Source organism: Cellulomonas chitinilytica, from assembly GCF_016862675.1.
GTDB classification, from domain to species: domain Bacteria; phylum Actinomycetota; class Actinomycetes; order Actinomycetales; family Cellulomonadaceae; genus Cellulomonas; species Cellulomonas chitinilytica.
This window is the reverse complement of the sequence record NZ_BONK01000003.1, coordinates 217210-229321: the sequence shown is the minus strand read 5'-3', so window position 1 is coordinate 229321 and position 12112 is coordinate 217210. Positions and strand designations below refer to the sequence as shown.

Sequence of the window (12112 nt, the reverse complement as noted above, 5' to 3'; positions counted from 1 at the left end):
CGCGCTCGGTGACGGGCGCTCGGTGACGGCGCACCGCGGCGGCGCTCGGTCACGGCGGCCGACCTCGACGTTCGGTCACAGCGCGCGCAGGACGTCGCGCGCGGCTCGCACCCCTCGTTGCCCGGGCATCGCGTCGAGGTCGCGCAGCGCGCGGTGAGGGTCGAAGCCCACCGCGCAGAGGTCGACGAGCACGAGCGGCGCGTGCGCGGCCGGCACCCAGCGGGCGACGTCGGTCCCGGTCCGCTGGACCGTCGTGACCTTCAGCGGTCCGATCCGTTCCACGTCGTCCGCGGGGAGCGTCGCCTCGGCGGCCGTCCGCCGCGGGTCGGGGTCGGCGCGGTGCGACCGCGACGCCACGAGCACGTCGACGCGTGCGGGCGGCCGACGGCCGGTGTGCACCCACGCCGCGCTGCACCGTCCCACGACGCCCCGGCGGGGCACGAGGTCCGCCAGGGCCGCGGACCGCAGCGCGGGCGTGTCGTCCAGGTCGGCGACGAGGCCGACGTCACCCCACAACGGTCGCAGGACCTCGTCCCGCAGGAGCGCGTGCCAGGCGGCAGCGCCGACGTCGGCGCGGCGGACGAGGGACGGCAGGGTCGTGTTCGGTGGCCGGTAGGCGGCGAGCCGGGAGCTCATGCCCGCAGGATGTCGCGTCGCGGCGACCGGTGGGATGGGGGCTGTGGACAACGCGGTGCTCGTCGGGTCCGCGCTGCGTGCAGGAAGGGCGAGCCCCGCCGTCGCGGTGGCGACGGCGGGGCTCGTGGGACAGTGCCGCGGGGCCTCAGCCGCGCGCTTCCTCCGCTGCCCGCTGCACCTGCTCGAGCCAGCTGCGACGCGCGTCGAGGGCGGCACGGGCGTCCGCGATCCGGCGGGCGTCACCCGCGGCCTCGGCCTTCGCCAGGTCCGCCTCGAGCCCGGCGATCGCCTGCTCGAGCTGCGCCGCGGCACCCTCGGCGCGCGCCCGCGTCTCGGGGTTGGTCCGACGCCACTGGTTCTGGTCCGCGTCGCGGACCGCGGTCTCGACGGCCCGCAGCCGCCCCTCGATCCGCTGGATGTCGCCGCGCGGCACCTTCCCGGCGGACTCCCAGCGGTCCTGGATCGAGCGCAGCGCCTGCTTCGCGGCCGCGAGGTCGCTGACGGGCACGAGCGCCTCCGCCTCGACCAGGAGCGACTCCTTGACCTCGAGGTTCGCCCGGAACTCGGTGTCGGTGGCGGCAGCCTGCGCGTCGCGCGCCGCGAAGAACGCGTCCTGCGCCGCACGGAACCGGGCCCACAGGGTGTCGTCGTCGGCGCGGCTGGCCCGACCGGCGGCCTTCCACTGCGTCATGAGGTCGCGGAACGCGCCTGCGGTGGCGCCCCAGTCCGTGCTGGACTGCAGCTTCTCCGCCTCGACGACGAGGGCCTCCTTGGCGGCCTTCGCGCTCGCATTGCGGGTCTCGAGCTCGGCGAAGAAGTGCCGGCGCTCACGGTCGAACGTCGTCCGGGCGTGGCTGAACCGCTTCCAGAGCGCCTCCTCCGTCGGCCGGTCCAGGCGCGGACCCGTGCGCTGGGCTTCCTTCCACTGGTCGAGGAGCCCGCGCAGCTGCTCGCCCGCCGGCCGCCACTGGATGCGTGACGGGTCGGTCGACGCGACGCGCTCGGCCTGCTCGACGATCTCCGTGCGGGCCACGACGGCGGCCTCCCGCGCGGCGGCACGCTCGGCCTCCGCAACTGCTCGCCGCTCGGCGGCCGTGGTGCGCAGGGCGTCGAGACGGGTCCGCAGACCGTCGAGGTCGCCGACGGCGGCCGGCTCCGCGAGCTCGTCCGTCAGCCGGGCGAGCGTCTGGTCGATCTCCTTGACCGACAGGTCCGTGGCGGTCAGGCGCGCCTCGAACAGCGCGACCTTCGCCTGCAGGTCGAGGTAGCGACGGACGTACAGCGCGAGCGCCTCGTCGGACGTGGCACCGGGGAACTGGCCCACGACCCGCTCCCCGGCGCTCTCGCGCACGAACACCGTGCCCTCGTCGTCCACGCGCCCGAACGTGGCGGCGGTGGCCGCCTCGGCCGCGTCGAGCGGGGGAGCGGTGGGTGCGGGGGCTGCGGGCGCGCCCGCAGCAGCGGCGACCGGGTGCGTCGGCGGGTGGGGGACCGGACGCGGGGACGGGTGGGGCCGGGGCGTCGGGTGGACCGACGCGGGCGTGGGCCGCGTCGGGGCCGGGACGGCGGCCGCCGTCGTGCCCGCGTCCGTCTCGTCCGCGTCCGCCTTCGCGTCGGCCTCGACCGGTGCCGTGGCGGTGTCAGCCTCCGCCTCCGCCTCCGACGCCGACACGGCAGCCGCGTCCGTGTCCGTCGCGGCGTCCGGAGCGGCCTCCTCGGCGACCGGTGCGGCCTCCTTGGCGGGCGCCTCGACGTCCTGGGTGACCGTCTCGACGTCCTCGGTGGCCGCGGAGTCGTCGGCGGGCGTCTCGTCCACCTCGGCGGACGGCGCGTCGGCGCCGGCCGTCTTGTCGTCAGGTACCTGTGTCGAGGGGGCAGCGGCTGTCGTCTCGTCGGGCTCGGACGCCGGTGCGGGGGTCTCGGTCATTGGGTCTCCACTCCCTCGATGATGACGTCGGACGCCGGGGCCGTGTAGCTGCCCTTGTTGACGGTGCCCGCGTCAGCGATGGCCTGCAGCACGTCCATCCCGGACGTGATGTGGCCAAACACGGTGTAGCCGCCCGCCGAGTCCGACGGGATGGTGCTGTCCTCGTAGACGAGGAAGAACTGGCTGCCCATCGAGTCGCCGTTCTCCGGCTGGCGCGCCATGGCGACCGTCCCCGCAGGGTAGAAGTCCGAGGCCGGTGCGTTCTCGATGGGTCCCCACGAGTAGCCGGGGCCGCCGCTGCCGGTCGCCGTGGGGTCGCCGCACTGCAGGACGTAGATGCGCTCGTCCGTGAGCCGGTGGCACTTCGTGCCGTCGAAGAACCCCTCCTGCGCGAGCGTCACGAAGTTCGCGACGGCCTGCGGGGCCGCGGCGCCGTCGAGCGAGATGCCGATCGGGCCCTGCGTCAGGTTGATCGAGCCGGTCCACTCGCGACCCTCGGCGAGCGACGCGGCGGGCAGGACGCCGCCGTTGCCCGTGCGGGGGGTCGCGCTCGCGTTGGGGGTGGCAGCGTCCGTCGGGGCCGTCGGGGCCGTCGTGGTGTCGGCGGCGGGCGTCGAGTCGGGTCGCGTGAGCGCGACCGCCGCACCGATGCCGACGACGAGGACGAGCGCACCGGCGACGCTGCCGGCGATGACCCGCTGACGGTGGTGGCGGGCGCGGGACTTGGCCTGGCGCTCCTGCCACTTCTCGTACCGGCGGCGCTCGTACTCACGCTCGCGCTTGCTTGACACGCACACTCTCCTCGCGTCGAGGTGCGGTGGGGCAGGAGCACTACCTGCCGCACTGCACGAAGGGACCCGGGACAGTCTAGGCAAGCCGAGGCCCTCACGAGCCAGCGACCGACGCGCGGACGTCAGCGCGTCGCCCCGGTCACCGTCTAGCGTGCGGTGCATGCAGCTGTCGACGGTGGTCGCCCCCGTGTTCGCGGCCCGGTGCACGCTCGTGGTGGCGGACCACGGGGACTGCGTGCTGGTCGATCCCGGTGCGGGTGTCGCCGACCAGGTCACGGAGCTCGTCGAACGGCACGGCCTGCGTCCGCGGGCGCTGCTCGCGACGCACGGGCACGTGGACCACACCTGGGACGCGGCGGTGCTCTCCGCACGGTTCGACGTGCCGTTCGTCGTGCACACGGCGGACGCGTACCGGCTCGCCGACCCGTTCGGCACCCTCGGCGTGCTCGGCGGCCGGACGTCCCCGCACGACCCCTCCGGGCCGCTCGCGCAGGCGCTGGCGGCAGCAGGCATCGGCCCGTCGACGTACGTGGAGCCCGCCCGCGTCGAGGAGCTCGGGACGGCGCCCGGGATGCGCTCGGACGACGTCGCCCTCGCGTTCGGGACGGTCAAGCTGCTCGCCCGGCACGCGCCGGGCCACACCGAGGGGTCGACGCTGTACCTCCTCGACGTCGACGGTGCTGGGCCCGTCGCGCTCACCGGGGACGTCCTGTTCGCGGGCAGCATCGGCCGCACCGACCTGCCCGGCGGCGACGACGCCGAGATGCGCCGCACGCTCCGGGAGGTCGTCGCGGCGCTCCCGCCCGAGACCGTCGTCGTGCCGGGGCACGGGCCGACCAGCGACATCGGCACGGAGCTGGCCACCAACCCCTACCTGCGCGCGGCCACCTGAAACAAGGACGCGGGGTCCCGCCCGCGTCTGGAAGGATTCGGCCCCATGGCACGACCGACCCCCTTGTCCGGATTCCCCGAGTGGCTGCCCGAGGGCCGCCTCGTCGAGCAGCACGTGCTCGACGTCCTGCGCCGCACCTTCGAGCTCCACGGGTTCGCCGGCATCGAGACGCGCGCCGTCGAGCCGCTCGAGCAGCTGCTGCGCAAGGGGGAGACCTCCAAGGAGGTCTACGTCCTGTCGCGCCTGCAGGAGGACCCGGACAGCGCGCCGGACGCCACCGACCGGGCCGGGAGGCTCGGCCTGCACTTCGACCTCACCGTGCCGTTCGCCCGGTACGTGCTCGAGAACGCCGGCCACCTGGCCTTCCCGTTCCGGCGCTACCAGATCCAGAAGGTGTGGCGCGGAGAGCGGCCCCAGGACGGGCGGTTCCGGGAGTTCGTGCAGGCCGACATCGACGTCGTCGGGGCCGGTGACCTCCCGTACCACTACGAGGTCGAGCTGCCGCTCGTCATGGCGGAGGCCCTCGGGGCGCTCCGGGAGATCGGCGTGCCGCCCGTGCGGATCCTGGTGAACAACCGCAAGGTCGCCGAAGGCTTCTACCGGGGCCTCGGCCTCACCGACGTCGACGCGGTGCTGCGCGGCATCGACAAGCTCGACAAGATCGGCCCGGACGCCGTCGCGGCTCTCCTGGTCGACGAGGCCGGTGCCACCCAGGCCCAGGCCGCCGCGTGCCTCGAGCTCGCGGCGATCAGCGGGGACGACGAGTCGATCGTCGACCGTGTGCGCGAGCTCGCCGAGCGGCACGGTGCCACCCACGAGCTGCTCGACACCGGCCTGACCGAGCTCGGGGCCCTCGTGCGCGCGGCCGCCGAGCGCGCGCCGGGCGTGGTCGTGGCCGACCTGAAGATCGCCCGGGGCCTCGACTACTACACCGGCTCCGTGTACGAGACCGTGCTGGTCGGGCACGAGCAGCTCGGGTCCATCTGCTCGGGCGGCCGCTACGACACGCTGGCGTCCGACGGGACGACGACGTACCCCGGTGTCGGCCTGTCCATCGGCGTCTCCCGGCTCGTGTCCCGCCTCGTCGGCGGCGGGCTCGTCCGTGCCACCCGCTCGGTCCCGAGCGCCGTGCTCGTCGCGGTCACCCAGGAGGAGGACCGGTCGCGGTCCGACGCGGTCGCCGTCGCGCTGCGGGCTCGCGGGATCCCCGTCGAGGTCGCGCCGTCCGCCGCGAAGTTCGGCAAGCAGATCCGGCACGCGGACCGTCGGGGGATCCCGTACGTGTGGTTCCTCGGGCAGACGGACGACGACGGCGTGGTCGCGGGCGACCAGGTCAAGGACATCCGGTCCGGCGAGCAGGTCCCGGCGGACGCGACGACCTGGCGCCCGCCCGCCGAGGACCGCTGGCCGAGGGTGGTGCCCGCCGAGGGCTGACGCCGCCGGGGGAGCGCGACGCGCCGTCGGCGCGGTTGACGGCGGCTCGAACACGTGTTCGACTGACGCCATGAGGTGGGACGGGCAGCGGCTGACCGCGGAGCGTGACGAGGGGACCCTGCCGGGGCTCCCGCTCGCCGGCCTCGTGCGGACCGTGCGCACGCCGGAGTTCGCGGGCGTCACGTTCCACGAGGTGCTGTGCCGGAGCGCCCTCAACAAGGTGCCCGACGCCTCGCAGATGCCGTTCCGCTGGACCATCAACCCGACCCGGGGCTGCCTGCACGCCTGCCGGTACTGCTTCGCCCGCCCCACCCACGAGTACCTCGACCTCGGCCCGGGGGTCGACTTCGAGACCCAGATCGTCGTCAAGACGAACGTCGTCGAGGTCCTCCGCGCCGAGCTCGCCCGCCGTTCCTGGGGGCACGAGCACGTCGCCCTCGGCACCAACACCGACCCCTACCAGCGCGTCGAGGGCCGGTACCAGCTCATGCCTGGGATCGTCACGGCGCTCGCGAGCAGCGGGACGCCCCTGTCGATCCTCACCAAGGGAACGCTGCTGCGCCGGGACCTGCCCCTGCTCGTCGACGCGGCCGGTCAGGTGCCGGTCGGTCTCGGGGTCTCGCTCGCCGTGGGGGACGAGTCGCTGCAGCAGAGCGTGGAGCCGGGCACGCCGACCCCGCGGGCGAGGCTCGACCTGATCCGCGCGGTCCGGGAGGCCGGGCTGCCCTGCGGGGTCATGGTGGCGCCCGTCCTGCCGTGGCTGACGGACGGGGCGGACCAGCTCGACGACCTGCTCGGACGGCTCGCGGACGCCGGCGCCACGGGTGTGACGGTGCTGCCCCTGCACCTGCGCGGGTCCGTGAAGCCGCTGTTCCTCGGGTGGCTCGCGGAGCACCACCCGCAGCTCGTCGGGCGCTACGAGGCCCTGTACGGCCCGCGTGCGTCGGTGCCGGCCGAGTACGCGCGGTGGCTGCGCGACCGCACCGCGCCGTTGCTCGTCCGGCACGGGTTCGGGTCGTCGGGGCACCGCTCGCAGCGCGGCGAGGGTGCGTACCCGGTCGGGAGCATCCCGTGGCGGCAGGCCGCGGCGCCCGACCCGGAGGTGGCGCAGCCCACCTTGTTCTGACCCCACGGGCGACCCGCTCGGCGGCGTCCCGGCAGGCGGTGGGCACTAGGATCGTGCGGGCGCCCGGTGGGCGCGACCCACCCCCGACCCCGAAGGACCTTCCGTGCTCCGCACCCACACGGCCGGCTCGCTGCGAGCCGAGCACATCGGCACCACCGTCACCCTCACGGGCTGGGTGGACCGTCGCCGTGATCACGGCGGCGTCGCGTTCGTCGACCTGCGGGACGCGTCGGGCATCGCGCAGATCGTCATCCGCGACGAGGCCGTCGCGCACGGCCTGCGGGCCGAGTACGTGCTCAAGGTGACGGGTGTCGTGGGCCGGCGGCCCGAGGGCAACGAGAACCCCCATCTCGCGACGGGTGAGGTCGAGCTCGTCGCCGCCGACGTCGACGTGCTCAACGAGGCCGCGCCGCTGCCGTTCCAGGTGTCGTCCTCGCTCGACGAGCCGGTCGGCGAAGAGGCCCGCCTCAAGCACCGCTACCTCGACCTGCGCCGGCCCGCGCCGGCCCGGGCGATGCGCCTGCGGGCGAAGGCGAACCAGGCGGCGCGCGCGGTGCTCGACGCGCAGGACTTCGTCGAGGTCGAGACGCCGACGCTGACCCGCTCCACCCCGGAGGGTGCGCGCGACTTCCTGGTGCCGGCCCGGTTGGCGCCCGGCTCCTGGTACGCGCTGCCGCAGTCGCCGCAGCTCTTCAAGCAGCTCCTCATGGTCGGCGGGCTCGAGCGGTACTACCAGATCGCCCGCTGCTACCGGGACGAGGACTTCCGTGCCGACCGGCAGCCGGAGTTCACGCAGCTCGACGTCGAGATGAGCTTCGTCGAGCAGGACGACGTCATCGCGCTCGGCGAGCAGATCGTCGTGGCGCTGTGGCGCCTCATCGACGTCGAGATCCCCACGCCGATCCGGCGGATGACGTTCGCGGACGCGATGGCCCGCTACGGCAGCGACAAGCCGGACCTGCGGTTCGGGCTCGAGCTCACCGAGCTGACGGAGTACTTCCGGGAGACGCCGTTCCGGGTGTTCCAGGCGCCGTACGTCGGCGCCGTCGTCCAGCCCGGTGGTGCCGCGACACCGCGTCGCGGGTTCGACGCCTGGCAGGACTGGGCGAAGCAGCGCGGCGCGAAGGGTCTCGCCTACGTCACCGTGGGTGAGGACGGCGAGCTCGGCGGCCCGGTCGCCAAGAACATCACCGAGTCGGAGCGCGCCGGTCTCGCGGCCGCGGTCGGGGCGAACCCGGGCGACGCGATCTTCTTCGCCGCCGGGTCGGTCAGCGAGGCGCGCGCGCTGCTCGGTGCGGCGCGCCTGGAGATCGGCCGCCGCGGCGGCCTGATCGACGAGGACGCGTGGGAGTTCGTCTGGGTCGTGGACGCGCCCCTGTTCAAGCCCACGGGCGAGGACGACGACGTGGCGGTCGGCGGCGGTGCGTGGACGGCCGTGCACCACGCGTTCACGTCGCCGACGCCCGAGTGGATCGACACGTTCGAGCAGGACCCGGGCGCGGCGCTCGCGTACGCGTACGACATCGTGTGCAACGGCAACGAGATCGGCGGCGGCTCGATCCGTATCCACCGCCGGGACGTGCAGGAGCGCGTGTTCGACGTCATGGGCATCGGTCACGACGAGGCGCAGGAGAAGTTCGGCTTCCTGCTCGACGCGTTCCAGTTCGGTGCACCGCCGCACGGCGGGATCGCGTTCGGCTGGGACCGGATCGTGGCGCTCATGACGAGGTCGGAGTCGATCCGCGACGTCATCGCGTTCCCGAAGTCCGGCGGCGGCTACGACCCGCTGACGGCCGCGCCCGCGCCGATCACGCCCGAGCAGCGCCGGGAGGCCGGGGTCGACGCCAAGCCGAAGCCGGCCGCACCGCCGGCACCGGAGCAGCCGACCGCGTGAGCACGCTGCTCGACCGGCTCCCCGAGGTCTGGCGGCGGCACCGCATGCTCGACGGCGTCGACGGCCGCTGGCGGGACGCCGTGGTCGTCGGCGACGGGCGTGCGGTGCTGCTCGCGTCGCCGTCGCCCCGGGGGCCGTTCGTCCTGACGCTCGGCGGCGCACCCGAGGTGGAGCGGCTCCTCGCGGACGTCGTCGCGCGTCGCCACGAGCCCGGGTCGCCGTTGGCGCGTGCCGGATTCGTCGACCGGGTGGGCTGGCTGAACGTCGCGCGTGGTGCGCAGGTGCCCGTCTCGGTGCTCTCCGCGCTGAGGCTCGCGCCGTTCTCCGTCTGGGACTGGCTCTCGACCGAGCACGCCCCGCCGGCACGGGCAGGGGACTCGGTCGTGCGGCGCCTCGACCCGGCTGCGGAGGCCGACGCCGTCCGCGCGTGCCTCGCGCTCGGCAACCCCGGGACGTCCGCGGACCCGGCCGGCCCGGGCGAGGCGGGCTGGTGGGGCGTGGACGGACCGGACGGCTTGCTCGGCGTCGTCGGCGCCACGTCCCGGGGGGCCGCCAGCGGTGTGGCGTCGTGGCACGTGCACGGGCTCGGGGTCGTGCCGGCAGCGCGATCCGCCGGCCTCGGCACGGCGCTGACCCGCGTCGCCGTCCGTCAGGCCTTCGCCGAGGGCATGGCGTTCGTCAGCCTCGGGATGTACGCCGAGAACGCGGTGGCCCGGCGGCTCTACGCGCGGCTCGGGTTCACGGTCGACGCTGAGCTCGCGTCGTTCGGACCCGTCGGCGCGGAGCGCCCGCCGGCCTGAGCGCCCGACCGACGGTCCCGTCACCAGCGTCGAGGCGGCGCGACCTTCCCCGAGATGCCCTCGTGCGCCCGGGGCTCCGCGATCTCGTCGAGCCGCGCCGGCACGTCTGGCTGTGGGCGCTCCGCCAGGACCCAGCGCCACAGCGGCCGGAGGAGCACCGCGCCGACGACCACGACCATGGCCTGGAAGACCCAGCCGAACGCCGCCTCGGTGTGGTCCCGCCTGAGCACCGCGACGAGGACGAGCGAGACCAGCAGCAGCGCGAGGACGGCGGACAGGATGGTCCCGACCGCGACGCGCCGTGCGAACGAGCGTGACTGGCTCGTGGGCGGCGTGACGTGCAGGCGGTCGGTCATCGGACGGCTCAGTGGCTGATCGAGAACCGCGCGTACAGGCGGCGCAGGAACCGGGGCGACCACCAGTTGGCGCGGCCCAGGATCGTCATCGTCGCGGGCACGAGCAGCAGGCGGACGAGCGTCGCGTCGACGAGCACGGCGACGGCGAGCGAGAAGCCCACCTCCTTGATGACCAGCATCTGCCCGGCGACGAAGCCGGCGAAGACCACGATGACGATCGCGGCGGCCGACGTGATGATCCGGCCGGACCGCTGCAGCCCGAGCCGCACCGCGGCGTCGTTGGGCAGGCCGCCGTCGTAGAGCTCCTTGATGCGTGACAGCAGGAACACCTCGTAGTCCATCGCGAGCCCGAACGCGAACGCGATGACGAGCGCGACGACGTACGTCTCGATCCCGCCCGTCGAGGTGAACCCGAGCACGCCGGACAGGTGCCCGTCCTGGAACACCCAGACGAGCACGCCGAGCGACGCGGCGAGCGAGACCGCGTTCGTGAGCAGCGCCTTGACGGGGATGACCACGGAGCCGGTCATGAGGAACAGCAGGACGAGGGTCGCGACCGCGACGATGCCGATCGCGACGCGCGCCCGGTCCTTGAGCGCGGTGGTGAAGTCGATCTGCGTCGCGGCCTGACCGGTCGTCCACGTGGGGAACGGGGCGTCGAGGGCGCGGATCTCCTGCACGACCGACCGTGCGACGTCACCGCCCGGGTCGTCGGTGTCGGGCCGCACGCCGATCACGACGTACGAGCCGAGCACGGACGGGGGATCGACCGACGCCACGCCGTCGAGGTCCTCGAGCGTCGCGGCCCAGGCGGTCGCCTCCTCGAGGGTCGTCTCCGCGACGACGGTGATCGCGGGCGTGGTCGACGCGGGGTACTGGTCGGCGAGCAGGTCGACGAACTCGCGCTGCGTGCTCCCGGCGGGCAGCAGCTCGGTGGTGGAGTTGCGCAGCTCGATGTGCCGCAGGGGCAGCGCGAGCAGCCCGAGGAGCGCCAGGCTGCCGAGCAGCACCCACCAGGGGTGGCGCTGCACCCGCTGGGTGCTCCGGGAGAACACGCCCTCCTCGGACTGCACGTCGGACGTGCGGGCCAGGATTGAGCGCAGCCCGGGGACCCGGGACAGGATGCTCGGCCTGATGAGGCGCCGGCCCGCGAGCACCACGAGCGCGGGGACGAGGGTGAGGGCGGTCGCGACGGCGACGACGATGACGGCGACGCCGGCGGCGCCGATCGCCCGCAGGATCTGCGGCCGGAACACGAGCAGGCCGGCGATCGAGATGGCGACGATGACCGCGGAGAACGTCACGGTCCGGCCCGCCGTCGCCATGGTTCGCTCGAGCGCGTGGATCACGGCGCCGTCGCCGCGTCGCCGTCGGCTGCCCTCGCCGCCGTCGGCGTCGACCAGCTGGTGCAGCTCCTCGCGGAACCGGGACACGATGAGCAGCCCGTAGTCGATCGACAGGCCGAGGCCGAGGAGCGTGACGACGTTGACGACCGACGCGTCGAGGTCGAGCAAGTAGGAGAAGCCGAGGAGCACGGCGAGCCCGCCCGCGATGGAGGCGAGCGCCCCGGCCATCGGCATCGCGGCGGCGAGGAACCCGCCGAACACGAGCACCATGATGAGCAGCGCGATCGGCAGGGCGATGGTCTCCCCGGTGCGCAGGTCGGTCTCCACCTGCGCGTTGATCGCGCCGACGATGAGGGTCGTCCCGCCGACGATCCCCGTGACGTCCGGTGCGACGTCGCGCAGGTCGTCGGGTACCTGCTCGAGCCGGTGCTCCACGTCGTCGAGCGCCGTCTGCCGGGCGCCCTCCGCGAGGTCCGGGTCGAGCTCGACGACCACGAGGAAGCCGTCGCCGTCCTGCGCGACGAGCGGCGCGGCCGCGGGGTTCGTGATGCCCTCGGGCAGCGCGAGCGGGTCGATGACGGCCTCGACGCCGTCGATCGCCGCGAGGTCTTCGCGCGCCGGTGCGAACGCCGTGGCCACCTCGGGGTCGGCCGGGTCCACTCCTTGCAGCACGAGGGTGAGCGACGAGCCGCGCGCCCCGCTGGCCTCGAGGATCGCCTGCGCCTGCTCGCTCTGGGACCCGGGGACGCCAGGGGCGCCGGACGTCAGCCGGTCGAACAGGCTCTCTCCGTGCACGCCGAAGACCGCCAGGGCGTACCCCGCGACGGCGACCACCACCCAGACGAGCACGGTGAGACGGGGGTGGTGGGCCACGGTGCGGCCGAGTCGCGCGAACACGCCGGTCATCGTC

The 12112-nt window shown here is 74.4% G+C and carries 10 protein-coding genes; 5 read left to right on the top strand and 5 right to left on the bottom strand.

Annotated features, from left to right (window positions below; translation table 11 throughout):
• Positions 1-75 precede the first annotated feature (75 nt).
• From Cch01nite_RS05730 to Cch01nite_RS05720, 3 genes are all read right to left on the bottom strand, one after another.
• Positions 76-636: a hypothetical protein gene (locus tag Cch01nite_RS05730; protein WP_203749740.1), complete on the bottom strand. Its 561-nt coding sequence runs from the start codon at positions 634-636 to the stop codon at positions 76-78.
• A 145-nt stretch (positions 637-781) separates the two neighbouring features.
• Positions 782-2563, bottom strand: a complete 1782-nt coding sequence (locus tag Cch01nite_RS05725; protein WP_203749737.1) for a DUF349 domain-containing protein — start codon at positions 2561-2563, stop codon at positions 782-784.
• Complete coding sequence (locus Cch01nite_RS05720) at positions 2560-3354, bottom strand: peptidylprolyl isomerase (protein ID WP_239069927.1); 795 nt, start codon at positions 3352-3354, stop codon at positions 2560-2562. The genes Cch01nite_RS05725 and Cch01nite_RS05720 overlap by 4 nt, the downstream gene beginning before the upstream one ends.
• Before the next feature lie 160 nt (positions 3355-3514).
• Between Cch01nite_RS05720 and Cch01nite_RS05715 the strand changes: the two genes are divergently transcribed.
• From Cch01nite_RS05715 to Cch01nite_RS05695, 5 genes are all read left to right on the top strand, one after another.
• A complete protein-coding gene (locus Cch01nite_RS05715; protein WP_203749730.1) occupies positions 3515-4246 on the top strand; it encodes an MBL fold metallo-hydrolase in 732 nt (243 codons plus the stop codon).
• Positions 4247-4291: 45 nt separating this feature from the next.
• On the top strand, positions 4292-5680 hold the full coding sequence (gene hisS, locus Cch01nite_RS05710) for a histidine--tRNA ligase (protein WP_203749728.1): 1389 nt from the start codon (positions 4292-4294) through the stop codon (positions 5678-5680).
• A 70-nt stretch (positions 5681-5750) separates the two neighbouring features.
• The gene (locus Cch01nite_RS05705) at positions 5751-6806 is read left to right on the top strand and encodes an Rv2578c family radical SAM protein (RefSeq protein ID WP_203749726.1); all 1056 of its coding nucleotides are present in this window, start codon (positions 5751-5753) and stop codon (positions 6804-6806) included.
• A gap of 103 nt (positions 6807-6909) precedes the next feature.
• Complete coding sequence (aspS, locus tag Cch01nite_RS05700) at positions 6910-8700, top strand: aspartate--tRNA ligase (protein WP_203749725.1); 1791 nt, start codon at positions 6910-6912, stop codon at positions 8698-8700.
• Positions 8697-9500 carry a GNAT family N-acetyltransferase gene (locus Cch01nite_RS05695; RefSeq protein ID WP_203749723.1) on the top strand — a complete coding sequence of 268 codons (804 nt, stop codon included), beginning with the start codon at positions 8697-8699 and terminating at the stop codon, positions 9498-9500. The genes aspS and Cch01nite_RS05695 overlap by 4 nt, the downstream gene beginning before the upstream one ends.
• Before the next feature lie 20 nt (positions 9501-9520).
• Here Cch01nite_RS05695 and Cch01nite_RS05690 read toward each other — a convergent pair whose 3' ends face one another.
• Entirely contained in the window at positions 9521-9856 is a 336-nt protein-coding gene (locus tag Cch01nite_RS05690) for a hypothetical protein (protein WP_203749721.1), read from the bottom strand.
• Positions 9857-9864: 8 nt separating this feature from the next.
• A complete protein-coding gene (locus Cch01nite_RS05685) occupies positions 9865-12108 on the bottom strand; it encodes an MMPL family transporter (RefSeq protein ID WP_203749718.1) in 2244 nt (747 codons plus the stop codon).
• Positions 12109-12112 lie beyond the last annotated feature (4 nt).

Excerpts from the sequence above, each read along its gene's own strand:
- Cch01nite_RS05685 (WP_203749718.1), bottom strand. The coding sequence starts at position 12,108 with ATGACCGGCGTGTTCGCGCGACTCGGCCGCACCGTGGCCCACCACCCC.
- Cch01nite_RS05725 (WP_203749737.1), bottom strand. The coding sequence starts at position 2,563 with ATGACCGAGACCCCCGCACCGGCGTCCGAGCCCGACGAGACGACAGCC.
- Cch01nite_RS05690 (WP_203749721.1), bottom strand. The coding sequence starts at position 9,856 with ATGACCGACCGCCTGCACGTCACGCCGCCCACGAGCCAGTCACGCTCG.
- hisS (WP_203749728.1), top strand. The coding sequence starts at position 4,292 with ATGGCACGACCGACCCCCTTGTCCGGATTCCCCGAGTGGCTGCCCGAG.
- Cch01nite_RS05715 (WP_203749730.1), top strand. The coding sequence starts at position 3,515 with ATGCAGCTGTCGACGGTGGTCGCCCCCGTGTTCGCGGCCCGGTGCACG.
- Cch01nite_RS05730 (WP_203749740.1), bottom strand. The coding sequence starts at position 636 with ATGAGCTCCCGGCTCGCCGCCTACCGGCCACCGAACACGACCCTGCCG.
- Cch01nite_RS05705 (WP_203749726.1), top strand. The coding sequence starts at position 5,751 with ATGAGGTGGGACGGGCAGCGGCTGACCGCGGAGCGTGACGAGGGGACC.